Here is a 20,947-nt window from a genome sequence, read left to right as displayed (position 1 = left end):
GGCTGCCGGGGTGAAAACGATGCGAATGCTTTTCCTGTTTGCCGTTTCCCTGGCAGCGCAGCTCGCGGCGTCGATCGCCGCCCAGGCCGGCGATGTCGCGGAACTTGAAATTCTCGGCTTCACCCGGGATGGCAGCGTCTTCGCCTTCGAGGAATACGGCGTCCAGGACGGGTCGGGCTTTCCCTATGCCAACCGCTATTACATCGACACAAGCAGCGACAGCTTTCTCAAGGGCACGCCGATCAGGGTCCGGCTCGACGATGAGAATGCAACGCTCGACGCTGCCCGCGTCCAGGCCCGGCAAAAGGGCGAAGCCATTGTCGGCCAGGCCGAGCTGAATGCCAATCGCGGCATCACCGCCGGTTTCAACCCGGTGACCGAGCTTTCAGCCGATCCGCATCGCATGGCGGTCAATCCGAGGCCGATCTTCTCCCCGGTCGATCAGCCGCTCGAGTTCCGGTTGGACGAGATCGGCATGAACAACACCGAAGGCTGCGACAGCCAGGGCGAGATCAATGGCTTCCGTCTGCTGCGAATCGAGGCGCAGGATGGCGGCACCACCAAATTGCTGCACGAGGACAAGGCGATCCCCAAGAGCCGGGGCTGCCCGAACGGCTACCGCATCGGCGCGGTGCAGACATTCTCGATGGACAGCCTCAGCGCCTATGCGGTTCTGATCGCGGTGCGCCAATATGGTTTCGAGGGGCCGGACTTTCGCTGGATCGCCGTGACCGGCCGCCTGTGACAGGGCTTGTCCGACCCGTCAGGCGCAATCGCGCCCTGCGCCGCCTTCGCGACGCGATGCCGAGACCGCGCGCGGCGCTTCTCGGCGCCCTGCTGTGGGCAGCGGCGATGGGCGCCAGCGCACTCGTCAACCTGTTTCTGGACAATTGGGTGACGCCGGGCAAGATCCGCACAGTGTCGCTGCTGTTCGCCGCAGGCGGCGCCTTGGCGTTTCCGGTTGGCCTGTTCGCGGCGCGGCTGGTCTCGCTCGGAAGAGGCTCCGAGGTCGCCTTCGCCGCGGCATTGGTGTGCCTCGCCGCGGCGACGATTGGCCTGACCGCCGGGCTGTATGCGCTGCAGTACCGGTCCTATTATGCCGAATGGCATGCGCCCGCATTCACCCTCACCTGGGGCTTTCAGCTTGCCTTCACGGTGGCGGTGGCGTCCTACCAGTTCGTGGTGCTGGGCATCCGGCTCTATTTTCCGCTTGGTTTTGTCGCCTTGTTCGCTGCCGGCCTCTGGTTTGCGCGGCATCAGCGTTGAGCATTTGGTCCACCTCTGGTAGGAGGCGGGCCAACCTGGAGCGGTTCAGCGTTTGATAGAATCGCCGATCCGCTCTAACTTTTTCTTTTTCGCAATTCCGGACGGAAAACCGCTGCGCACTTTTCCTGGAATTGCTTTAGACACATCAGGACAGACCGATGATCCCTCGCTACTCCCGGCCGGAAATGGTCGCCATCTGGTCGCCCGAAACCCGGTTTCGCATCTGGTTCGAAATCGAGGCCCATGCCTGCGACGCGCTGGCCGAACTGGGCGTCATCCCCAAGGAAGCGGCCAAAACCATCTGGGAAAAGGGAAGTGCTGCGGAATTCGACGTCGAGAAGATCGACGCGATCGAGCGCGTCACCAAGCATGACGTCATCGCCTTCCTCACCCATCTTGCCGAATTCGTCGGACCCGATGCGCGCTTCATCCATCAGGGCATGACGTCATCTGATGTGCTCGACACCTGCTTTGCGGTGCAACTCACCCGTGCCAGCGACATTCTGCTCGCCGACATCGATGCGTTGCTTGCAGCGCTCAAGCGCCGCGCCTTCGAGCACAAGGACACCGTCACCATCGGCCGCAGCCACGGCATCCATGCCGAGCCGACCACCTTCGGTATCAAGCTGGCGCAGGCCTATGCCGAATTCTCGCGCTGCCGCGAGCGGCTGGTGCACGCGCGCGAAGACATTGCCACCTGTGCGATTTCAGGGGCAGTCGGCACCTTCGCCAACATCGAGCCCTATGTCGAGGAACATGTGGCCCAAAAGCTGGGGCTGAAGCCGGAACCGGTATCGACGCAAGTGATCCCGCGCGACCGCCACGCCATGTTCTTCGCCACGCTCGGCGTCATTGCCTCCTCGATCGAGCGGCTGGCGATCGAAGTCCGGCATCTGCAGCGCACCGAAGTGCTGGAAGCGGAAGAGTTTTTTTCGCCGGGCCAGAAGGGCTCGTCGGCGATGCCGCACAAACGCAATCCGGTGCTGACCGAAAACCTCACCGGCCTTGCCCGCATGGTGCGCTCTATGGCGTTGCCGGCGATGGAGAACGTGGCCCTTTGGCACGAACGCGACATTTCGCATTCGTCGGTCGAGCGCATGATCGGCCCGGACGCCACCGTGACGCTCGATTTCGCGCTGTCACGTCTGACCAGCGTCGTCGACAAACTCGTCGTCTATCCCGAGAACATGCTGAACAACATGAACAAGTTCCGAGGACTGGTGCATTCCCAGCGCGTGATGCTGGCGTTGACTCAGGCCGGCCTGTCGCGCGAGGACTCCTACCGGCTGGTGCAGCGCAACGCCATGAAAGTATGGGAACAAGGCGCTGATTTCCTTGAGGAACTTCTGGCCGACAAGGAAGTGACCGCAGCGCTGCCAGAGGCGCAAATCCGCGAGAAATTCGACCTAGGTTATCACACCAAGCACGTCGACACGATTTTCAAGCGTGTGTTCGGGGAGGCGTGAGCTTTCCTTCTCCCCGTTCACGGGGAGAAGGTGCCGGCAGGCGGATGAGGGGCAGCGCCAACTTCGACGGGTAAAGCTACTCATCGCATTGTGTCAGAAGCGATAACCTTGCAACCTCGGCGCCGCCCCTCATTGCCCTGCCGGGCATTTCTCCCCGTAAACGGGGAGAAAGAAGCTGTGTTGACGCCAATCACGCCTTGCCAGGAACAGTCCTGATCACCGTGCCCCAGGGGTCCTCACGGGTCGTTTCACTCGCCACATTGTCCGAGCGCATTTCGACCCAGGCGAGGCCCGAACGAGACGGGTCGCGGCGACCGGCGCCGGCGCTCTGCCAGGCATTGGCGCCGATGTGGTGGTGGTAATGGCCTGACGACAGGAACACCGCCTGGCCGCCATATTTGGCGACCGTGTCGAAGCCGAATTCCTGGTTCCACCAGGCTTCGGCCTCTTCCGGCCTGCCGACGCGGAGGTGGACGTGGCCGACAATGCTGTTTTCCGGCGCGCCCTGCCAGCCCGCATCGCCGGCCGGCACTTCGGCAACGACAGAAGGAATGTTCATCCGCTCGGTCGCCATGGCGATCTTGTCGCCGCTCCATTTCCAGTCCTGCGGGCGGCGATCGGCATAGATCTCGATGCCATTGCCCTCGGGATCGGTCAGATACAGCGCTTCGCTGACCAGATGATCCGAAGCCCCCTCGATGGCGATCTTGTCTGATATTGCGTAGTTGATCCAACGGCCGAGATCGGCGCGGCTTGGCAGCAGGAAAGCCGTGTGGAAGAGGCCGGCGCTGCGCGGATCGTCCGGCTTGGCGGACGCGTCCGGCTCAAGAACCAGCAGCGGACGGTTGGCAGCGCCGAGCGTGATCGCGCCATCGGCACGGCTCAGTTCCTGCAGGCCGACAACCCGGCGGTAATAGGCCGCGAGGCTTTCGGCATCACGCGCCTTCAGCCCGACCCGGGCGACGCTCACCGGCGTGGTGGCGGCAAATGGCAGTTCGCTCATCATTGTCTCCGTTGCGGCGACGTTTCGCGAAGCCCCAAAAGCCAGGAGCCCGGCGCCGCCAATCATTGTACGTCGTGTCAGCACCAAAATCCCGGCCCTCCACGGCTGTTTCTTTCCCACAGAGATCGTCGATCGCCATCGTTCACACAAGACGGCGAAAAGCGAACATGGTGTTCACCATTGCGTGCAAAGAGCGCAGCCATCAACGGTTGCATGAGACAATCGTGCTCGCTATCTCAGCGCCATGAAAGTCAAAGACGCAGATATCCTGATCATTCCCGGATACACCAATTCCGGACCCGAGCATTGGCAGACCCGCTGGCAATCGAAGCTGTCGACCGCGCGCCGTGTGGAGCAGGCCGAATGGTCGAAGCCGGTGCGCGAGGACTGGACGGCGAGCGTCGCCAAGGCGGTCAACGAGGCCGAGAGACCTGTCGTTCTCGTCGCTCACTCACTGGGAGTGGCCGCGGCCGTACAGGCCATTCCGAAATTTCAGAAGCCGGTCGCCGGCGCCTTCTTCGTGGCACCGCCCGACGTCGCCAATGCCAAGATCAAGCCGAGGCATCTGATGACCTTCGGCCCCTATCCGCGCGAGCCGCTGCCATTTCCCTCCATCGTGATCGCCAGCCGCAACGATCCCTTCTGCCCCTTCGATGTCGCCGAGGACATCGCCGGCGCCTGGGGCTCGCTGTTCATCGACGCCGGCGAGACCGGTCATCTCAGCGAGGATTCAGGCTTTGGCCCGTGGCCCGAGGGATCGATGACCTTCGCCAAGTTCCTGACGGACCTGAAGGCTTAGCGTCCGTGGTCGCGCTGCATCAGGCGCCGATGGAATCCTTGATGCCCTTGAGCAGGGTCTTTGCCCCCAGCGAAATCAGCGCATGCTCGGAGCCCGTGGCGAGCAGGCGGTAGCCCATCGACACGACGCGGCCGGCGATAGCGGGTTCGACGACGTAGATCGCCGCATGCTTGCCGGCCTTGCGGGTGCGCTCGGCAACCGATGCCACTGTCTCCATCATGCTTTCGAGCGTCGAGTTGACTGTCGCGCCGTTCGACCAGGCGATCGAGAAATCCGATGGGCCGAGGAAGATGCCGTCGATGCCGGGGGTATCCAGTATGCCGTCAAGCGCATCGAGCGCCGCGCGCGTCTCGACCATCGCAAAAGCCATGGTGCGCTGATTGGTGTCGCGCAGCCATTCGGCATAGTCGCCCTTGCCATGACGGGGAAAGGCATAGGTCGGGCCCCACGAGCGCTCTCCGAGCGGCGGATATTTCATGGCGGCGGCGAACAGCTTGGCATCGGCCACCGAGTTGACCATCGGGGCAATGACCGCTTCGGCGCCGAAATCGAGGGCACGGCTGGCCATGTCGAAACGGCCAACAGGGATGCGCACCAGCGCTGGCTTGCCCAGGGCCAGTACCGGCGCCAGGCCGCGCAGGACGCTGTCCTCGTGATGGCCGCCATGCTGCATGTCGAGTGTGACGGCATCGAAGTCCTGCCTGGCGAGGATCTCCACGGTCAAGGCGTCCGGCACGCCAGACCAGGCGGTGACCAGCGTTTCATCTGCGGCAAGACGGGACTTCAGGGACATCTAATCTCTTTCCTTATTGACGTCGCCAGTTTCAGCCGGAAACCGCCGCAAAGGCAAAGAAAAACCGCCCGGATCGGCCGGGCGGTCGATTGGTCCAGTAAGAGGCCGATCAGGTATTCCTGATCTGCTCGATCGCCTGCGCCATCAGTTCGTCCATGGTGCGGCGGATCTGATGATCGGACTGCTCCACGCCTGCAGCGTCGAAATCCTTGCGGATCTTGCGGAACACGTCATGGTCGCCGGCTTCCTCGATGTCGGAAACAACAACTTCCTTGGCGTAGGCGTCGGCGTCGGAACCGGATTTTCCGAGCTTTTCGGCGGCCCACAGACCAAGCGCCTTGTTGCGCCGTGCCGAAGCCTTGAACCGAAGCTCCTCGTCGAATGCAAATTTGCGCTCGAAGCCCTCTTCGCGGTCTTTCATGCTGCTCATGGCGTCCCTCCGGGTCAAATCCGATTCGTTGGCAGGTGAATATGTGTGTTGCCGAAGCACAAACCAAAAGGTCGCGGGCCGGTCAATATGCTTCGTCATATGCTGCGCTGCGGCATTTCAGTCCCGAAAGCGGTTGATTCGAAGGATTTGCCGATTGAGCAAACGATGTGATTGGGATAGACCCGGCATTGAACGTCACCGTCGCCGCGCTAATTCAGGCGGACGGACAGGAAGTGGTCCCTTACCGCCTGCCCGCAAATCCAGAGAAAAATTCAAATGAAAAATCGCCGCCGCATTTATGAAGGCAAGGCCAAGATCCTCTATGAGGGACCCGAGCCGGGCACGCTTATCCAGTTCTTCAAGGACGACGCCACCGCGTTCAACAAGAAGAAGCACGAGGTCATCGACGGCAAAGGCGTGCTCAACAACCGCATTTCCGAATACATTTTCAATCATTTGAACCGCATGGGCATTCCGACCCACTTCATCCGCCGGCTCAACATGCGCGAGCAGCTGATCAAGGAAGTCGAGATCATCCCGCTCGAAGTGGTGGTGCGCAATGTCGCCGCCGGTTCGCTGTCCAAGCGCCTCGGCATCGAGGAAGGCACCGTCCTGCCGCGCTCGATCATCGAATTCTACTACAAGGCCGACGCGCTCGACGATCCGATGGTTTCGGAAGAGCACATCACGGCGTTCGGCTGGGCAAGCCCGCAAGAGATCGACGACGTCATGGCGCTTGCCATCCGGGTCAACGATTTCCTCTCCGGCCTGTTCATGGGCGTCGGCATCCAGCTCGTCGACTTCAAGATCGAGTGCGGCCGCCTGTTCGAGGGCGACATGATGCGCATCGTCGTGGCCGACGAGATTTCGCCGGACTCCTGCCGCTTGTGGGACGTGGCGACGCAGGACAAGCTCGACAAGGACCGTTTCCGCCGTGACATGGGCGGCCTCGTCGAGGCCTATCAGGAAGTCGCCCGCCGCCTCGGCATCATGAACGAGAACGAGCCGCCGCGTCCTACCGGCCCGGTGCTGGTCGCCTCGACCGACGGCCTCAAAGGCAAGCCGCACTGATTGCGGCTTGCAACCCGACATTCAGAACAGGAGCATGTCCAGCGTGATCAAGGCCCGCATTACCGTCACCCTCAAGAATGGCGTTCTGGACCCGCAAGGCAAGGCAATCGAACACGCGCTGTCGGGGCTGGGATTCGATGGCGTCGGCGCGGTGCGGCAAGGCAAGGTGTTCGACGTCGAACTGGCGGAAAGCGACAGGGCCAAGGCTGAAGCCGATTTGAAGGCCATGTGCGACAAGCTGCTGGCGAATACGGTGATCGAGAATTATAGTGTGACACTTACCTGAGGTTGTGTCGGAGGCACTATGCCGGAAGTCACGAATGAGTTGATGTACGAGTTGCTGAAGCGCGTGCATCACGAAATTGGTGAGCTTCGTCAGGATGTTTCCGAAACGAAACGGGAATTGAATGTAATGCGAGGTCACATGGTGGCAACGCAAAGTGACATCCACAACATCTATGGCATTCTCGCCCGCCAGGATGATCGACTTGAACGCATAGAACGCCGTCTCGACCTGCGCGAACTTGCCGAAGCACAGAGGCCTTACGAACCAAAATGAAAACAGCCGTCGTCCTCCTGCCTGGCCTCAATCGCGACCGCGACATGATCGCGGCGCTGACCAAGATTTCCGGACAGGCGCCGGCAACCGTCTGGCAGACCGATACCGAAATCCCCGATGTCGATCTGATCGCCATTCCCGGCGGCTTTTCCTTCGGCGACTATCTGCGTTGCGGCGCGATCGCGGCGCGCATGCCGGTGATGCGGGCAGTGGCCGAGAAGGCGGCCAAGGGCGTGATGGTTATCGGTGTCTGCAACGGGTTCCAGATTCTGGTCGAGGCGGGATTGCTGCCGGGTGCGCTGATGCGCAACACCTCGCTGAAATTCGTCTGCCGGCAGGTCAAGCTCGAGATCGCCAACGCCAACACCATGTTCACCCGCCGCTATCAGCCGGGCCAGATCATCCGCTCGCCGGTGGCCCATCATGACGGCAATTACTTCGCCGACGCCGAGACGCTTGCCCGCCTCGAAGGCGAAGGCCAGGTGGTGTTCCGCTATGCCGAAGGCACCAACCCGAACGGCTCGATCAACGACATTGCCGGTATCATCAACGAACAAGGCAATGTGCTCGGCCTGATGCCGCACCCCGAGAACCTGATCGAAGCAGCGCATGGCGGCAGTGACGGCAGGGCGTTGTTCGAAGGCGCCTTGGGCATTGCCGCTTGAAGTTTGCAACCGCAACCTTAAGAATTGCGGCAATTCAAAATCATAGGGTGAGGGAGAGACGGTCATGAAACTCTATTCGCGGCCGTTGTCGCCCTACTCTTCGATCGTGCGCGCACTGGCCTATATCAAGGACGTGCCGCTCAAGATCATCGCGCCGCCGCCGGGTTTTCCGATCCCCGAAGAGTTTCGGGCCATCTCGCCGATGAACCGCATTCCAGTGCTGATCACCGGCTCGGGCGAAACCATCGTCGAATCGGTGGTCATCGCCGAATATCTCGAGGAGCGGTTTCCGGAACCGGCGCTGTTGCCGCCCGATTCCAAGGACCGCGCGCTGGTGCGCATGTTCGCCCGCATCACCGACCTCGACGTGTTGACGCCGACAATGAAGCTTTTCGAGCTGCATTTCATGCCGAAGCGCAACAATGCCGAGATCGAAGCCCAATTCGCCCGTCTCCACCATGGGCTGGCGGCCATCGAGGCGCGGATGGCGCAAGGCCCCTTCGCGCTCGGCAGCGACATCAGCTTTGCCGATGCCTGGCTGACGCCGACGCGGTTCATCTTCAACAATTTCCGCGCCATGACAGGTCGCCACGACCTGCTCGACGCCTATCCCAAATTCGATGCCTATGAGCAGATCGCCTCGCAGCATCCCGCATTGTCCAGGGTATGGGGCGAGATGACAGACGGCCTGAAGATCTTCCTGTCCGAACTCGAGATGGGTGCCGCTTGATCAAGAGCAAGACGGTCGCCTTCGTCGCCGCGGCAGGCTTTGCCCTGGCATCGTGCCAATCGACCCCGAAGAGCACGCCTGTGCCCTCGGGCAAGAGTGCTGCGCTGCTGGCCATGGAACAGGTCGCGATAGCAGCCCACAAATGCTGGATCGCCAGCAAGGATCCGGCTTTCAAGCAGTATCAGATGGCCAATGAGCTGAACTCGTTCAGCGGCACGCCGCGCTTCCTTCTGGTGCCGGCCAAGCACTATGGCGGCAAACCGTTGCTGGTCGTGCAGGCGCAGGGGAATTCAAGCCGTGTCGACGTCTTCGGACCGTTGATGAACGACCCGCTCGGCGCCCGCATCAGTTCTGATATCGCGCGCTGGCAGGCGGGCAATCCGACCTGCGCAGCCACCGCTTGAGCCAGCCATGGGCCGGTTCCTGCAGATCGCGGGATTGGTTGTTGGCCTGATCGCGCTCGTCCTGCAGTTCACGATCACCATTCCGGCGTCGATGGGAGCGGGCCGCGGCCTGCTCGGCTCGATCGTGTTCTATTTCAGCTTCTTCACCATCCTGACCAACATTGGCGCCGTGCTGGTCCACATCTCGCTGTTGTCATCCAGCGGCTATGCCTGGCTGCCTGCCTTTGCCGGCCCCCGGATGCGCGCGTGCGTCGCGGTCTCGATCACCCTGGTCTTCATCGTCTATGCCACGGTACTGGCGCGGCTCTGGCAGCCGCAGGGCCTGTTCCTGTTCTGCGACGTCCTGCTGCACTATGCGACGCCGGTGCTGTTCGTGCTGTGGTGGCTGATATCAGGCGCCGACGGCAGAACGCGATGGAGCGACGTCTCCTGGTGGGTTGTCTATCCCATCTCCTATCTGGTCTATTCGCTGGCGCGGGCGCCGCTGGCGGGCGAGGTGCCCTACCCCTTCCTCGATATCGCCAAGAACGGCGTCGGGAGCGTCACTGTCGCGGCGCTCGCCATCACCGCGCTGTTCCTGGTGATATGCGTCGTTGCCGTTTTCGTCGATCACGGTGTCGGGCGCCTCAGGAGAAAAGGCCACCGATAGACCGGTCGCTATTCCCACAGCGGCTTGATGCCCTCGCGGTGGGCGTCGCAGCGCGAGATGCCGATGTCCTTGAGCTGATCGTCGGTCATCTCCAGCAATGCCAGCCGGCCGCGCCGGCGCTCCAGCAGATGGCCGATCCATTTCGCCAGCGACCTGACCACTTGCGCAAGCCGGCTGGCGAAGCCGCGCTGCCCGGACGGGCGGGTCGGCTGGCCGAGCAATTCGGTTGCCGAGTGGCGGAATGTTGCGATTGTATCCATTTTCTTTCTGCCAAAATTATCGATTGCACCCCTTTTAGTGCCTCATTGATATGTATTGACTCCCGAAACGGTGCAATATAGAAAATTGTCACCATGACAAATTGGATTCCAGATCTCACGGGTTCAGGTCCGCTGTATCAGCGCCTCGCGGATTCCATCGAGGCGGATATCGACCGGGGAGTGATCGGCGCGGGGGCAAAACTGCCGCCACAGCGCGATCTCGCCTACGACATCGGCGCCACTGTCGGCACGGTCGGGCGGGCCTATCAATTGCTGCGTGAGCGCGGCCTCGTCAGTGGCGAGGTCGGACGGGGGACCTATGTGCTCGGCGAAAACATTGCCATTACAAAGCCAGAGGCGCCCGACGCCAGCGTCGAAGGAACGCGTTATGTCGACGCCCCCAAGGACAAGCTGCGGTTCGACAGCACGGCAGCCCCCGACATTGGCCAGGGCGCCATTGTCGCCGACGTGCTCTCGCGTGCCGCGCAGGACCATCCGCATGAGATTTCGAGCTACACTCGCGATTTCCCGGATCGTTGGTACGAAGCCGGCGCCCGGTGGCTGTCACGAAGCTCCTTCCGGCCAACGACTGATACAATCGTCCCCACCCTCGGCACCCATGCCGCGGTGATGGCCGCGATCGCGGCCCTGACCACGCCCGGCGACTATGTCGCCTTCGAGCACCTCACCTACTCGCAGATTTCCCGCAGCGCAGGCCTGATCGGCCGGCGCACCGCGCTGGTGGCATCGGACGATGAAGGCCTCGATCCGGCGGATTTCGAGCGCGTCTGCGCACAAAAACATCCCAAGATGATCTTTCTGATCCCGACGGCGCAGAATCCGACCCTGGTGACCTTGTCACCGGCGCGCCGCGAAGCGATCGCGCGTGTCGCCCGTGAATACAACGTCATCCTGATCGAGGATGACCTCTACGGCCATCTGACCGACGACCCGACACCGCTGCTTGCCGAATTTGCGCCCGAACGCACCATCATTGCCGGCGGCCTGTCGAAATCGGTCGCCGCCGGTCTGCGTGGCGGCTGGCTGTCCTGCCCGCCCGCCTATCGCCATCGCATCCGCGTCGCCCACAAGATGATGACCGGCGGCATGCCGTTCCTGTTGGCGGAGGTGAATGCCCGGCTGGTGCTTTCCGGCCAGGCCAGCGAAATCCGCAAACGCAGCATCGCGGAGATCGGCGCCCGCATGTCCATTGTGCGCGAAAGCTTGGCAGGCTTCTCATTCAAATCGCACGACAAAGTTCCGTTCGTCTGGCTCACCCTGCCCGATCCCTGGCTTTCCGGCACGTTCAAGAATGCCTGTCTCGAGCACGGCGTGCTGATCGATGACGAGGATGAGTTCAAGGCGGGGCGCTCGGAGCGGGTTTTCCATGGGGTGCGCTTCGGCGTTTCGCAGCCGAGGCGGCGCGAGGATATTGCCGGCGGCGTCGCGGTGATCAGGCGGCTGCTGGACGAGGGCCGCGCGGGCTACGACAGTTTTTCCTGAACCGTTCGCGGCCACCCGCCCCTGCTTGCCTCAATATTCCGCCCTGCGAAACCGGGACTTGTCAGCACCGGACCCGGATCAGCCTTCGGCCTTGTAGTTTTTGGCTTCCTTCTCGGCCTTGTCCTTGCCGTGCTTCTCAGCCAATTCCTTGGCCTGCCGGGGCGAAACGTCGGTGGTCTCCGCGATATGGAGGGCCTCCTTGTCCGAGAGGCGATTGTCGTTCTTGCCTTGCTTGGTAGCCATCGTGCTGTCTCCTGGGTGATAGGGACCTAACGGCTGGGACATCATGGCGTTCCCCATTTGACTTTGCAGGGCTGCAATAGCTGGCGGCGTCTTTCGTCGCGTACGAAAGACCCATCGGGGTCATCACCCTGTTGCTTTCTGCCTTTTTCCTCCGCCGACGGGTGTATCGGCCGCAAAGCTTGCGATAAGAGGAGACTCAAAATCCCTGCTCCATGGACATAAATCGCCGCCCATGACCATTTCCAATTCCGTACCGATCACATCAGAGCTCATCGCCGCGCATGGGCTGAAGCCCGACGAATATCAGCGCATCCTCGACCTCGTCGGACGCGAACCGAGCTTTACCGAACTCGGCATCTTCTCGGCGATGTGGAACGAGCACTGCTCCTACAAATCCTCGAAGAAATGGCTGCGCACCTTGCCGACCACAGGTCCGCAGGTCATCCAGGGCCCGGGCGAGAATGCGGGCGTGGTCGACATCGGCGACGGCGACTGCGTCGTCTTCAAGATGGAAAGCCACAATCACCCCTCCTTCATCGAGCCCTATCAGGGTGCGGCGACCGGCGTCGGCGGCATCTTGCGCGATGTCTTCACCATGGGCGCGCGGCCGATCGCGGCGATGAACGCGCTGCGCTTCGGTGCTCCCGACCATCCCAAGACCAGGCATCTCGTCGCCGGCGTGGTTTCGGGCGTCGGCGGCTACGGCAATTCCTTCGGCGTGCCGACGGTTGGCGGCGAGGTCAATTTCGACGCCCGCTACAACGGCAACATCCTGGTCAACGCCTTCGCCGCAGGCCTTGCCAAGACCAATGCCATTTTCCTGTCCGAAGCCAAGGGCGTCGGCCTGCCTGTCGTCTACCTCGGCGCCAAGACCGGCCGCGACGGTGTCGGCGGCGCCACCATGGCGTCGGCCGAGTTCGACGACAAGATCGACGAGAAGCGCCCGACAGTGCAGGTCGGCGACCCCTTCACCGAAAAATGCCTGTTGGAGGCCTGCCTCGAACTGATGGCCTCGGGCGCCGTCATCGCCATCCAGGACATGGGTGCGGCCGGCCTTACCTGTTCTGCCGTCGAAATGGGTGCCAAGGGCGACCTCGGCATCGAGCTCGACCTCGACAAGGTGCCGGTGCGCGAAGAGCGCATGAGCGCCTACGAGATGATGCTGTCGGAAAGTCAGGAACGCATGCTGATGGTGCTGCGTCCCGAAAAGGAAAAGGAAGCCGAGGCGATCTTCCACAAATGGGGCCTCGACTTCGCCATCGTCGGCAAGACCACCGACGATCTGCGCTTCCGCGTGCGGCACCAGGGCGACGAGGTGGCCGACCTGCCGATCAAGGACCTTGGCGACAAGGCACCGGAATACGATCGTCCGTGGGTCGAGCCGAAGAAGCGGGCGCCGTTTGCCGTCAACGATATCCCGCAGGCCGATCTCGCCGATGCGCTGTTGAAGTTGCTCGGCGGACCGGACCTGTCGTCACGCCGCTGGGTGTGGGAACAGTACGACACGCTGATCCAGGGCAATTCGCTGCAGCTTCCGGGCGGGGATGCCGGCGTGGTGCGGGTCGAGGGCCATCCGACCAAGGCGCTGGCTTTCTCCTCCGACGTGACGCCGCGCTATTGCGAGGCCGACCCTTATGAGGGCGGCAAGCAGGCGGTGGCCGAATGCTGGCGCAACCTGACCGCCACCGGCGCGCTGCCGCTCGCCGCCACCGACAATCTCAATTTCGGCAATCCCGAACGGCCGGAGATCATGGGCCAGCTGGTCGGCGCCGTGAAAGGCATCGGCGATGCCTGCCGGGCGCTCGGCTTCCCGATCGTGTCCGGCAACGTCTCGCTCTACAACGAAACCAACGGCCAGGGCATCCTGCCGACACCGACCATCGGCGGCGTCGGCCTGATATCGGACTGGTCGAAGATGGCGCGGATCGGCTTTGCGGCGGAAGGCCAGATGATCCTGCTGGTCGGCGCGCCGGCTTCCTGGGGCACGCATCTTGGCCAGTCGGCCTATCTCAGGGATATCCACGGCCGCAACGATGGCCCGCCGCCTCCGGTCGATCTCGAGCACGAGAAGCGCGTCGGCGACCATGTGCGTTCGCTGATCGCGTCCGGCATCGTCACGGCGGCACATGACGTCTCAGACGGCGGCATTGCGGTGGCCTTGGCCGAAATGGCGATGGCGTCCGGCATCGGCGCGACCGTTCCCGGGCTTGTCGGCACCGATCCGATCCCGGTCTGGTTCGGCGAAGACCAGGGCCGCTATCTCCTGACGCTGTCGATCGATCCGCATGGCGATGAATGGGATGCTATCCGCAAGCAGCAGGGCGAACTCGGCATCTTCGCGCCGTGGATCGGCTCGACGGGAGGCAACGCGCTGAAGCTCGGCGATGCCAGGGCAATCCCGGTCAGCGATCTGACCGCCGCCCATGAAGGCTGGTTCCCCCGCTTCATGGACCAGGCCAGTTGACGAGAGCATGATCCCGAAAAGTGGAAACCGGTTTTCGGAAGAAGATCCTGCTCAATCATAAGAAACTGGCCGTACGGGCGCTGCTTGCAGTCGTCTTCTGGCCGTCGCTGTTCTTCTTCTGGTGCCTCGGGCCGTTCGTCTTCTTCCTGCTGTCGACGACCTCAAGTGAGGTTTGTACCAGGCTGGAAACACGCGCGGAGTTTCTGGCCGCGGCCAACGATACGCTTCCGATGCTTGTCCTGCAGAACCTCATCTATGCGGTTCCGATCGTCTGCCTGGTGCTCTGGAACCGGCTGCTGCCGGAGCCAACGCGGGCAAGGCACGTCGTCACCTGCATCAAGCTTTTCGCCGTCTCGGCTGTTTTGGGAGCCTTGTGGGAGCATGGGTCTTCGCTTGTCTGCGATGGTTACGGCCAGCCGTTCTTCTCGTCAGCCTGGCAAATGACCAGCTATCTGCCGATTGCCAACCTGGCGGTCAACATCCCGCTCTACGTGCTGGTCTTCAGCCTTGGCCGCGCCTTTTCGATGCGCGAGGACGAGCCGGCGCAGGGACCGGGCGAAACCATCTCCTGAGCACCAACAGAACGGACACTGGACGGAACCGCTTCAATCCGGATTGGAAAGGCTCTAGGCTTGGCCGACTCTCATCGCACGGGCCGCCGCGCCGCCGCCCTCCCGAAACAGGAATTTCTGCAATGGCAATGGACGCCCACGACATCGAAAAACTGATCAAGGACGGGATCCCGGACGCCCGCGTGACGATCCGCGACCTCGCCGGCGATGGCGACCATTACGCGGCCGAAGTCGTGGCCGAGAGCTTTCGGGGAAAAAGCCGCGTTCAGCAGCACCAGATGGTCTATGACGCACTGAAGGGCAATATGGGCGGCGTACTGCACGCGCTGGCGCTGCAGACCAGCGTTCCCGACTGAGGCATTTCCCGCCGACACGCTTGGCCCAAAACGGCCCATTCTTTGCGCCATTCGGGTGATGGCATGGCTAAAGTCTTGTTTCGGGCAACCTATGGGTTTATTTGAAAGACATGCTTCGAGCCTGACTCCCACGGGCGTGAAAGGATATTCCATGAGCGGTATCAACGACTACATCGACAATGAAGTGAAGGGCAACGACGTCGTCCTTTTCATGAAGGGCACGCCCGGCTTTCCGCAATGCGGGTTTTCCGGCCAGGTTGTCCAGATCCTCGACTATATCGGCGCTGACTACAAAGGCGTGAACGTCCTGGATTCCGCCGAATTGCGCCAGGGCATCAAGGACTATTCCAACTGGCCGACGATCCCGCAGCTCTACGTCAAGGGCGAATTCGTCGGCGGCTGCGATATCATCCGCGAAATGTTCCAGGCTGGCGAATTGCAGACCTTCCTCGTCGAGAAGGGCGTGAGCGTCAAAGGCGCCGCCTGACTTCGGTTTGGGCCATGTCGATATCGACATGCCCCCGACCACCAGGGCTGCCCCACCCCGGCAGTTTTTACATCCCGGATTCCGGGATCAGCACGAGCCAATGCGCCGGCCCGCCGGCGCGTTTTCGTTTGAGAGATCGGACTTGCCGTGGACCAGCAGAAATCAGCGCCGCAAGGGGCAAGCACCTTGCCCGGGGCAAGCCAATTGCCCATTCCGCGCTGGGAGTTCATCGCGCTCTGCGCGGCGCTGATGGCGCTCAATTCGCTGGCTATCGACATCATGCTGCCGGCGCTGCAGCAGATCGGCGCCTCGCTCGGCGTCGAGAATGAAAACCACAGGCAATATGTGGTCACCGCCTACATACTGGGTTTCGGCGGCGGCCAGTTGTTCTTCGGGCCGATCTCGGACCGTTACGGGCGCCGTTCGCCGCTCGTCGCCGGCCTGATCATCTACGTGGCGGCCGCCGCCGCGGCCGCAATCGCGCCGAGCTTCGAGACACTTTTGATATGCCGCGCCGTGCAAGGCATCGGCGCGGCCGCCACGCGCGTGATCGCGGTCTCGATCGTGCGCGATACATTCGACGGCCGGCGTATGGCCGAAGTCATGTCGCTGATCTTCATGGTGTTCATGGCCATTCCGGTCGTGGCGCCAGGCATTGGCCAGTTCATCATGCTGTTCGCGACCTGGCACTGGATCTTCGTCACCATGGCCGTCGGCGCGCTGGTCGTGTCGGCATGGTCGCTCCTGCGCCTGCCCGAGACGCTGCATCCCGAGTATCGCCGGCCACTGACGGTTTCCTCCATTGTCGGAGGCTTCCGCATCGTGCTCACCAACCGCATCGCGCTCTGCTATGCCTTCGCCAGCACGTTCATCTTCGGCGCCATGTTCGGCTTCATCGCCTCGGCGCAGCAGATCTATGTCAACATCTTCAACGTCGGCGAGATGTTTCCCGTCATCTTCGCCGGTGTCGCCGGCGTGCTCGCCTTCTCCAACTATCTCAACTCGCGCCTCGTCGGACGTATCGGCATGCGCCGCCTGTCGCAAGGCGCGCTGCTGCTGTTTCTGGTGATCAGCCTTGCCTGGCTCGTGGTTTTACTGGAAATGAAGATGCCGCTCTGGCTGTTCATCACTTTCTTTGCCGGTGCCATGCTGCCGTTTGGCTGCCTAGGGGCGAATTTCAACGCGTTGGCCATGGAGCCGCTCGGCCAACTGGCCGGTACGGCGTCGTCCATTCTGGGTTTCATGCAGACGTTTCTCGGCGGCATTCTCGGCACGCTGATCGGCCAGGCTTTCAACGGCACGGTGACGCCGCTGGCCGCCGGCTTCTGCAGCGTCTCCGTCGCGGCGCTGCTGATGATCCTGATTGCCGAGCGCGGCAAGATGTTCCAGCCGCAGAACGCACCCGTCTCAGGGCACGTCACCGACCTGCACTGACTTGTCGTTTGCGGGTGGTCAGGATGTACCTTCGAGCGACGCCGTGAAGCGAGGAGAAAGCATCCGCCCCGCGATCGCTCCACCCATGCCATCTGAAAAGGGCAACGGCAAAGCGTCGTCGAGCGCCTTGAGGATGGATGCCACGAAGGCCCGGCCGAGCTGGGAATCGGTTCCCAGGTCGGAATAGGTGGCACGAGGCTTGCCGATCAGCGTGCCGTTGCGGCGGAGCGAGAACCGCAGCGTCAAGGACATGCCCGCGGTTCCTGGCGGCGGCCGCCAGCATGCATAGATGGCGTCCGACATCTCCTTGATGGTGTCGATGAGATCGGTGCTACGGCAGGGATGCTCTTGCGAGAGAGCCCCGTTGCAATTCGCAAACAAGGCAAGTGCCGCAAAAACCGCGAACCGACGTTTCATTCGGGAGCCTCCGCCAAACGCACCGATTCAACCCGCACAACCCAACAGTTCAAGCCACAGGAATTGATCCTATTGCGCCCACAGCTCGCGGCGCAGGTCCTGCCAGCTGTCCTGGTCCGGTGCGACAAGCAGACCGCCGTCGACATGGGACGGCAGATAGGCGCTGCCGTCGATGCGCGCGGCATGGCCGCCGGCTTCCTGGTGGATCAGCACGCCGGGCAGATGATCCCAGGGCATCAGCTTGTTGTAGACGACAAAATGCGCATGTCCGCTGGCCAGCAAGCGATATTCGTGGGCGGCGCAGCGATAGCCGAATTGCGACAGTGCCTTGGTCTGGTTACGAGCGAGGCGTGAGCGCTCCGGCTCGTCGAGATATTGCCAGGATACCGCGCCCGTCATTTGCGAGATCGGCACGGGCGCCGCTACATGCACTTTCTCCAGGCTGCCATGGGCATGCCTGATATGGCTGCCGGCGCCTTTGGCGGCGATGAGCCAATCCTTGCCGACCGGATCATGGATGATGCCCGCGACCGTCTCGCCCCTGACCACGACCGCCAGCATGACGCCGAACAGCGGCACGCCGGATGCGAAATTGAAGGTGCCGTCCACCGGATCGACGGTGAATGCCAATTCGGCATCGCCCAAGCCATCGAGCAGCGCCGGATTGTCGGAGCAGGCCTCCTCGCCCACGACCATGGCCGACGGATAGCGCTCGCGCAGCCTGGCGGTGATCAGCCGCTCGGCGTTGACATCGGCTTCCGTCACCAGATCGGCGGCGGATGTCTTCTGCCTGATATCGCCATCGCCCAATCGGCGAAAGCGCGGCATGATTTCAGCGTGGGCTGCCTCGGCCAGAATCCCGGCCAGCCAGTCGATGGCGGTATCGTCAAATGTCATCGGAAATGTCTTGCCTGATCGCGAGGGTTTCATTGAGGGCGGCGAAATCGAACAGCTTTCGGTCGAGCAAATGCGACGGCCTGGTGTTGGACAGGGCGCGGATCATCGTGTCCTTGCGACCAGGCATGCGCTTTTCGATGTCCTCGAGCATCGCCTTCATGGCGTTGCGCTGCAGCCCTTCCTGGCTGCCGCAGAGATCGCAAGGGATGATCGGGAATCGCATCGCGGCGGCGAATTTTTCCAGATCGACCTCGGCGCAGTAGCTCAGCGGCCGCAACACCATGACGTCGCCGTCGTCGTTGAGCAGTTTTGGCGGCATGGCGGCAAGCCGACCACCGTGAAACAGGTTCATGAAGAAGGTTTCGAGGATGTCCTCGCGATGATGGCCGAGCACCAGCGCCGAACAGCCCTCCTCGCGGGCGATCCTGTAGAGATGGCCGCGCCGCAGCCGCGAGCAGAGCGAGCAATAGGTGCTGCCTTCGGGGAGCTTGTCGGTGACGACCGAATAGGTGTCCCGGTATTCTATCCGATGCGCGATGCCGTTGGCGTCGAGATAATCGGGCAGGATATTCTTTGGAAAATTCGGCTGGCCCTGATCGAGATTGCAGGCCAGCAATTCGACCGGCAGCAGCCCGCGCCATTTCATGTCGAGCAGCAAGGCGAGCAGACCGTAAGAATCCTTGCCGCCCGACAGCGCCACCAGCCAGCGCTCGCCGGGCTTCACCATCGAAAAGTCCTCGATCGCCTGGCGGGTCTGCCGCAGCAGCCGCTTGCGCAATTTGTTGAACTCGACCGACGACGGCACCTCGGCGAACAGCGGATGGGAGCCGCCTTCGGCGGCTGGTTCAAGCGTTTCGATGTCTGGCTGCATGTTCATGGCACGGCGGCCCCTGAATGTGACTTCCGCCCGGATTAGCGCATCGGCCGCAAAATCGAAACGGCAAAGCGGATGCCCGAAACAAAAAGGCCGCCTCGAAGGCGGCCTTTCCGATATCGCAGAAAGACGTTCGCTTAGCGCGAATAGAATTCGACGACCAGGTTCGGTTCCATCTGCACGGCGAACGGAACGTCCGCGAGGCCGGGGATGCGCGAGAAGGTCGCGACCATCTTGTTGTGATCGGCTTCGATGTAGTCCGGCACGTCGCGCTCGGCGAGGCCCACCGATTCGAGGACGATGACCAACTGCTTCGACTTTTCGCGCACTTCGACGACATCGCCCGGCTTGCAGCGGTACGAGCCGATGTTGACGCGCTTGCCGTTGACGTTGACGTGGCCGTGGTTGACGAACTGGCGGGCGGCGAAGATGGTCGGCACGAACTTGGCGCGGTAGACGACCGCGTCCAGACGCGACTCGAGCAGGCCGATCAGGTTCTCGGAGGTGTCGCCCTTGCGGCGATCGGCCTCTTCATAGACCTTGCGGAACTGCTTTTCCGAAACGTCGCCATAGTGACCCTTCAGCTTTTGCTTGGCGCGCAGTTGCAGGCCGAAGTCGGAAAGCTTGCCCTTGCGGCGCTGGCCATGCTGGCCGGGGCCGTATTCACGCTTGTTGACCGGGGACTTCGGGCGGCCCCAGATATTTTCGCCGAGACGGCGGTCGATCTTGTATTTCGCGGATTCGCGCTTGCTCATCGCATTCCCTTTTCAAAACGACACACCCGGCACCTCATGGTCCGGGTGAAGGAAACGCGCCCTCCTCTGGCCTCCGTTTTCGAGACCTGACAGGATTTTCCCACGCAACGCGGCGGAAAACCCACGGGACACGTCAGTTCAAACAAGATCGGAAACAGCTATCGTGACAGATCTTGCGTATACAAAACAAACACCGGACATCGCTGCCCGGCGTTGGCGGCTGATTAAACCGAGATTTAACCGATGTCAAGTTCGTGAGTGGCGCGGCGCAAACCGTATAGCGTTCAAGGCGTTGATGCGATGCCGGATGTGGCGGGAGGTTTTGCGCCAGCGGCACCAGGAAGGGACTGGAGCTAGAGAGCCTGATTACATGAAGAAGTTCTTCCTTACCCTGGCAGGTGCCGCAGTGCTTGCAGGGTCGGTGGCGGTCGGCCCGGAACGGGCATGGCGCGCCACAGGCACGGCCACAAACAGGTCCGCCGGGTCATCGTCAACAAGCGAGTGGTGTGGCGGCATGGTCATCGCAGGGTGATCGTCGAGAGAATACCCGGCTGCCACCGCTGGCAGGCTGCTCCAAACAACAATCCCACGGGCAGCGCATGTCGCTGGCCCTTTTTCATTCCAAGGTAGTCGGGCTCGAAGCGCTCAAGCCTAGGATTTTTTCTCCGGTAGACCCTTGCGCTTCGTCTCGGCGAATTCCTCGAGCTGCTTTTCATTCATCGATTCGTACATGCCCTTGGAAGCGCCTTTGAGCTCGCTTTTCTTGGTCTCGCCGCGCTTGGCGGAGAGTGCGGCGCCGGCGGCCTTCTGCTGGGCTTTCGAGGTGGCTGGCATGGCGAGGTCTCCTTTT

General features: G+C 62.1%; 27 protein-coding genes. 17 read left to right on the top strand and 10 right to left on the bottom strand.

Going from position 1 to position 20,947, the window contains the following annotated elements; genetic code table 11:
* Positions 1-19: 19 nt before the first annotated feature.
* The 3 genes from EN808_RS07675 to purB all read left to right on the top strand — a co-directional run bounded on the left by EN808_RS07675 (position 20) and on the right by purB (position 2,732).
* Positions 20-745 (top strand): DUF2259 domain-containing protein, encoded by a 726-nt coding sequence (locus tag EN808_RS07675; protein WP_127279376.1) that lies wholly within the window; start codon positions 20-22, stop codon positions 743-745.
* A 56-nt stretch (positions 746-801) separates the two neighbouring features.
* Complete coding sequence (locus tag EN808_RS07670) at positions 802-1,266, top strand: hypothetical protein (RefSeq protein WP_189521777.1); 465 nt, start codon at positions 802-804, stop codon at positions 1,264-1,266.
* A gap of 158 nt (positions 1,267-1,424) precedes the next feature.
* Complete coding sequence (purB, locus tag EN808_RS07665; RefSeq protein ID WP_127279377.1) at positions 1,425-2,732, top strand: adenylosuccinate lyase; 1,308 nt, start codon at positions 1,425-1,427, stop codon at positions 2,730-2,732.
* A 190-nt stretch (positions 2,733-2,922) separates the two neighbouring features.
* Here the strand turns inward: purB and EN808_RS07660 are convergent, their stop codons facing one another.
* Entirely contained in the window at positions 2,923-3,735 is an 813-nt protein-coding gene (locus EN808_RS07660) for a VOC family protein (RefSeq protein ID WP_135915482.1), read from the bottom strand.
* 244 nt (positions 3,736-3,979) lie between these two features.
* Between EN808_RS07660 and EN808_RS07655 the strand changes: the two genes are divergently transcribed.
* Positions 3,980-4,534 carry an alpha/beta hydrolase gene (locus EN808_RS07655; RefSeq protein WP_127280660.1) on the top strand — a complete coding sequence of 185 codons (555 nt, stop codon included), beginning with the start codon at positions 3,980-3,982 and terminating at the stop codon, positions 4,532-4,534.
* 19 nt (positions 4,535-4,553) lie between these two features.
* Here the strand turns inward: EN808_RS07655 and EN808_RS07650 are convergent, their stop codons facing one another.
* Entirely contained in the window at positions 4,554-5,327 is a 774-nt protein-coding gene (locus tag EN808_RS07650; protein ID WP_127280659.1) for an HpcH/HpaI aldolase/citrate lyase family protein, read from the bottom strand.
* 109 nt (positions 5,328-5,436) lie between these two features.
* On the bottom strand, positions 5,437-5,757 hold the full coding sequence (locus EN808_RS07645) for a DUF1476 domain-containing protein (protein WP_127280658.1): 321 nt from the start codon (positions 5,755-5,757) through the stop codon (positions 5,437-5,439).
* A gap of 276 nt (positions 5,758-6,033) precedes the next feature.
* Here EN808_RS07645 and purC point away from each other — a divergent pair, with 276 nt between their 5' ends.
* The 7 genes from purC (at position 6,034) to EN808_RS07610 (ending at position 9,835) form a co-directional block, all read left to right on the top strand.
* Positions 6,034-6,828, top strand: a complete 795-nt coding sequence (gene purC, locus EN808_RS07640; RefSeq protein ID WP_013532127.1) for a phosphoribosylaminoimidazolesuccinocarboxamide synthase — start codon at positions 6,034-6,036, stop codon at positions 6,826-6,828.
* 43 nt (positions 6,829-6,871) lie between these two features.
* Positions 6,872-7,114: a phosphoribosylformylglycinamidine synthase subunit PurS gene (purS, locus tag EN808_RS07635; protein WP_127280770.1), complete on the top strand. Its 243-nt coding sequence runs from the start codon at positions 6,872-6,874 to the stop codon at positions 7,112-7,114.
* 18 nt (positions 7,115-7,132) lie between these two features.
* Positions 7,133-7,387 carry a hypothetical protein gene (locus EN808_RS07630; RefSeq protein ID WP_135915481.1) on the top strand — a complete coding sequence of 85 codons (255 nt, stop codon included), beginning with the start codon at positions 7,133-7,135 and terminating at the stop codon, positions 7,385-7,387.
* On the top strand, positions 7,384-8,052 hold the full coding sequence (purQ, locus tag EN808_RS07625; protein WP_127280766.1) for a phosphoribosylformylglycinamidine synthase subunit PurQ: 669 nt from the start codon (positions 7,384-7,386) through the stop codon (positions 8,050-8,052). The genes EN808_RS07630 and purQ overlap by 4 nt, the downstream gene beginning before the upstream one ends.
* Positions 8,053-8,116: 64 nt before the next feature.
* On the top strand, positions 8,117-8,782 hold the full coding sequence (locus tag EN808_RS07620) for a glutathione S-transferase family protein (protein WP_135880198.1): 666 nt from the start codon (positions 8,117-8,119) through the stop codon (positions 8,780-8,782).
* Positions 8,779-9,186 carry a hypothetical protein gene (locus EN808_RS07615; protein ID WP_135880197.1) on the top strand — a complete coding sequence of 136 codons (408 nt, stop codon included), beginning with the start codon at positions 8,779-8,781 and terminating at the stop codon, positions 9,184-9,186. The genes EN808_RS07620 and EN808_RS07615 overlap by 4 nt, the downstream gene beginning before the upstream one ends.
* 7 nt (positions 9,187-9,193) lie before the next feature.
* On the top strand, positions 9,194-9,835 hold the full coding sequence (locus tag EN808_RS07610; RefSeq protein ID WP_135915480.1) for a Pr6Pr family membrane protein: 642 nt from the start codon (positions 9,194-9,196) through the stop codon (positions 9,833-9,835).
* 8 nt (positions 9,836-9,843) lie between these two features.
* Here EN808_RS07610 and EN808_RS07605 read toward each other — a convergent pair whose 3' ends face one another.
* A complete protein-coding gene (locus EN808_RS07605; protein ID WP_135915479.1) occupies positions 9,844-10,095 on the bottom strand; it encodes a DUF1127 domain-containing protein in 252 nt (83 codons plus the stop codon).
* Between the two features lie 93 nt (positions 10,096-10,188).
* Between EN808_RS07605 and EN808_RS07600 the strand changes: the two genes are divergently transcribed.
* Positions 10,189-11,598, top strand: a complete 1,410-nt coding sequence (locus EN808_RS07600) for a PLP-dependent aminotransferase family protein (RefSeq protein WP_135915478.1) — start codon at positions 10,189-10,191, stop codon at positions 11,596-11,598.
* Between the two features lie 78 nt (positions 11,599-11,676).
* On the opposite strand, the gene EN808_RS36240 is transcribed toward EN808_RS07600, so the two are convergent.
* Positions 11,677-11,841, bottom strand: coding sequence for a hypothetical protein (locus EN808_RS36240; protein WP_189524071.1), 165 nt, complete (start codon positions 11,839-11,841; stop codon positions 11,677-11,679).
* A 232-nt stretch (positions 11,842-12,073) separates the two neighbouring features.
* Between EN808_RS36240 and purL the strand changes: the two genes are divergently transcribed.
* The 5 genes from purL (at position 12,074) to EN808_RS07575 (ending at position 17,154) form a co-directional block, all read left to right on the top strand.
* The gene (purL, locus tag EN808_RS07595; protein WP_135915477.1) at positions 12,074-14,305 is read left to right on the top strand and encodes a phosphoribosylformylglycinamidine synthase subunit PurL; all 2,232 of its coding nucleotides are present in this window, start codon (positions 12,074-12,076) and stop codon (positions 14,303-14,305) included.
* A gap of 20 nt (positions 14,306-14,325) precedes the next feature.
* Complete coding sequence (locus tag EN808_RS07590) at positions 14,326-14,877, top strand: hypothetical protein (protein WP_245525041.1); 552 nt, start codon at positions 14,326-14,328, stop codon at positions 14,875-14,877.
* Positions 14,878-14,999: 122 nt separating this feature from the next.
* Positions 15,000-15,233 carry a BolA family transcriptional regulator gene (locus tag EN808_RS07585; protein WP_015318146.1) on the top strand — a complete coding sequence of 78 codons (234 nt, stop codon included), beginning with the start codon at positions 15,000-15,002 and terminating at the stop codon, positions 15,231-15,233.
* A gap of 151 nt (positions 15,234-15,384) precedes the next feature.
* On the top strand, positions 15,385-15,720 hold the full coding sequence (grxD, locus tag EN808_RS07580) for a Grx4 family monothiol glutaredoxin (protein WP_013895877.1): 336 nt from the start codon (positions 15,385-15,387) through the stop codon (positions 15,718-15,720).
* A gap of 210 nt (positions 15,721-15,930) precedes the next feature.
* Complete coding sequence (locus EN808_RS07575) at positions 15,931-17,154, top strand: multidrug effflux MFS transporter (RefSeq protein ID WP_189524079.1); 1,224 nt, start codon at positions 15,931-15,933, stop codon at positions 17,152-17,154.
* Positions 17,155-17,172: 18 nt separating this feature from the next.
* Here the strand turns inward: EN808_RS07575 and EN808_RS07570 are convergent, their stop codons facing one another.
* From EN808_RS07570 to EN808_RS07545, 5 genes are all read right to left on the bottom strand, one after another.
* On the bottom strand, positions 17,173-17,571 hold the full coding sequence (locus EN808_RS07570; protein WP_135915476.1) for a cell envelope integrity protein TolA: 399 nt from the start codon (positions 17,569-17,571) through the stop codon (positions 17,173-17,175).
* A 69-nt stretch (positions 17,572-17,640) separates the two neighbouring features.
* Positions 17,641-18,468: an inositol monophosphatase family protein gene (locus EN808_RS07565; RefSeq protein ID WP_135915475.1), complete on the bottom strand. Its 828-nt coding sequence runs from the start codon at positions 18,466-18,468 to the stop codon at positions 17,641-17,643.
* Positions 18,458-19,345, bottom strand: a complete 888-nt coding sequence (gene ttcA / locus EN808_RS07560; protein WP_127869557.1) for a tRNA 2-thiocytidine(32) synthetase TtcA — start codon at positions 19,343-19,345, stop codon at positions 18,458-18,460. The genes EN808_RS07565 and ttcA overlap by 11 nt, the downstream gene beginning before the upstream one ends.
* 134 nt (positions 19,346-19,479) lie before the next feature.
* Positions 19,480-20,097: a 30S ribosomal protein S4 gene (gene rpsD, locus EN808_RS07555; RefSeq protein WP_013895883.1), complete on the bottom strand. Its 618-nt coding sequence runs from the start codon at positions 20,095-20,097 to the stop codon at positions 19,480-19,482.
* 651 nt (positions 20,098-20,748) lie between these two features.
* A complete protein-coding gene (locus EN808_RS07545) occupies positions 20,749-20,931 on the bottom strand; it encodes a DUF3008 family protein (RefSeq protein ID WP_015318153.1) in 183 nt (60 codons plus the stop codon).
* Positions 20,932-20,947 lie beyond the last annotated feature (16 nt).

It is taken from the genome of Mesorhizobium sp. M8A.F.Ca.ET.165.01.1.1 (assembly GCF_004792065.1).
GTDB lineage: Bacteria > Pseudomonadota > Alphaproteobacteria > Rhizobiales > Rhizobiaceae > Mesorhizobium.
This window is presented reverse-complemented; position numbering and strand designations above follow the sequence as displayed.

What these genes read in the sequence shown, in the direction of transcription:
- EN808_RS07675 (WP_127279376.1), top strand. Translation starts at nt 20, where the DNA reads ATGCGAATGCTTTTCCTGTTTGCCGTTTCCCTGGCAGCGCAGCTCGCG.
- EN808_RS07670 (WP_189521777.1), top strand. Translation starts at nt 802, where the DNA reads ATGCCGAGACCGCGCGCGGCGCTTCTCGGCGCCCTGCTGTGGGCAGCG.
- purB (WP_127279377.1), top strand. Translation starts at nt 1,425, where the DNA reads ATGATCCCTCGCTACTCCCGGCCGGAAATGGTCGCCATCTGGTCGCCC.
- EN808_RS07660 (WP_135915482.1), bottom strand. Translation starts at nt 3,735, where the DNA reads ATGAGCGAACTGCCATTTGCCGCCACCACGCCGGTGAGCGTCGCCCGG.
- EN808_RS07655 (WP_127280660.1), top strand. Translation starts at nt 3,980, where the DNA reads ATGAAAGTCAAAGACGCAGATATCCTGATCATTCCCGGATACACCAAT.
- EN808_RS07650 (WP_127280659.1), bottom strand. Translation starts at nt 5,327, where the DNA reads ATGTCCCTGAAGTCCCGTCTTGCCGCAGATGAAACGCTGGTCACCGCC.
- EN808_RS07645 (WP_127280658.1), bottom strand. Translation starts at nt 5,757, where the DNA reads ATGAGCAGCATGAAAGACCGCGAAGAGGGCTTCGAGCGCAAATTTGCA.
- purC (WP_013532127.1), top strand. Translation starts at nt 6,034, where the DNA reads ATGAAAAATCGCCGCCGCATTTATGAAGGCAAGGCCAAGATCCTCTAT.
- EN808_RS07630 (WP_135915481.1), top strand. Translation starts at nt 7,133, where the DNA reads ATGCCGGAAGTCACGAATGAGTTGATGTACGAGTTGCTGAAGCGCGTG.
- purQ (WP_127280766.1), top strand. Translation starts at nt 7,384, where the DNA reads ATGAAAACAGCCGTCGTCCTCCTGCCTGGCCTCAATCGCGACCGCGAC.
- EN808_RS07620 (WP_135880198.1), top strand. Translation starts at nt 8,117, where the DNA reads ATGAAACTCTATTCGCGGCCGTTGTCGCCCTACTCTTCGATCGTGCGC.
- EN808_RS07610 (WP_135915480.1), top strand. Translation starts at nt 9,194, where the DNA reads ATGGGCCGGTTCCTGCAGATCGCGGGATTGGTTGTTGGCCTGATCGCG.
- EN808_RS07605 (WP_135915479.1), bottom strand. Translation starts at nt 10,095, where the DNA reads ATGGATACAATCGCAACATTCCGCCACTCGGCAACCGAATTGCTCGGC.
- EN808_RS07600 (WP_135915478.1), top strand. Translation starts at nt 10,189, where the DNA reads ATGACAAATTGGATTCCAGATCTCACGGGTTCAGGTCCGCTGTATCAG.
- EN808_RS36240 (WP_189524071.1), bottom strand. Translation starts at nt 11,841, where the DNA reads ATGGCTACCAAGCAAGGCAAGAACGACAATCGCCTCTCGGACAAGGAG.
- purL (WP_135915477.1), top strand. Translation starts at nt 12,074, where the DNA reads ATGACCATTTCCAATTCCGTACCGATCACATCAGAGCTCATCGCCGCG.
- EN808_RS07585 (WP_015318146.1), top strand. Translation starts at nt 15,000, where the DNA reads ATGGCAATGGACGCCCACGACATCGAAAAACTGATCAAGGACGGGATC.
- grxD (WP_013895877.1), top strand. Translation starts at nt 15,385, where the DNA reads ATGAGCGGTATCAACGACTACATCGACAATGAAGTGAAGGGCAACGAC.
- EN808_RS07570 (WP_135915476.1), bottom strand. Translation starts at nt 17,571, where the DNA reads ATGAAACGTCGGTTCGCGGTTTTTGCGGCACTTGCCTTGTTTGCGAAT.
- EN808_RS07565 (WP_135915475.1), bottom strand. Translation starts at nt 18,468, where the DNA reads ATGACATTTGACGATACCGCCATCGACTGGCTGGCCGGGATTCTGGCC.
- ttcA (WP_127869557.1), bottom strand. Translation starts at nt 19,345, where the DNA reads ATGAACATGCAGCCAGACATCGAAACGCTTGAACCAGCCGCCGAAGGC.
- rpsD (WP_013895883.1), bottom strand. Translation starts at nt 20,097, where the DNA reads ATGAGCAAGCGCGAATCCGCGAAATACAAGATCGACCGCCGTCTCGGC.
- EN808_RS07545 (WP_015318153.1), bottom strand. Translation starts at nt 20,931, where the DNA reads ATGCCAGCCACCTCGAAAGCCCAGCAGAAGGCCGCCGGCGCCGCACTC.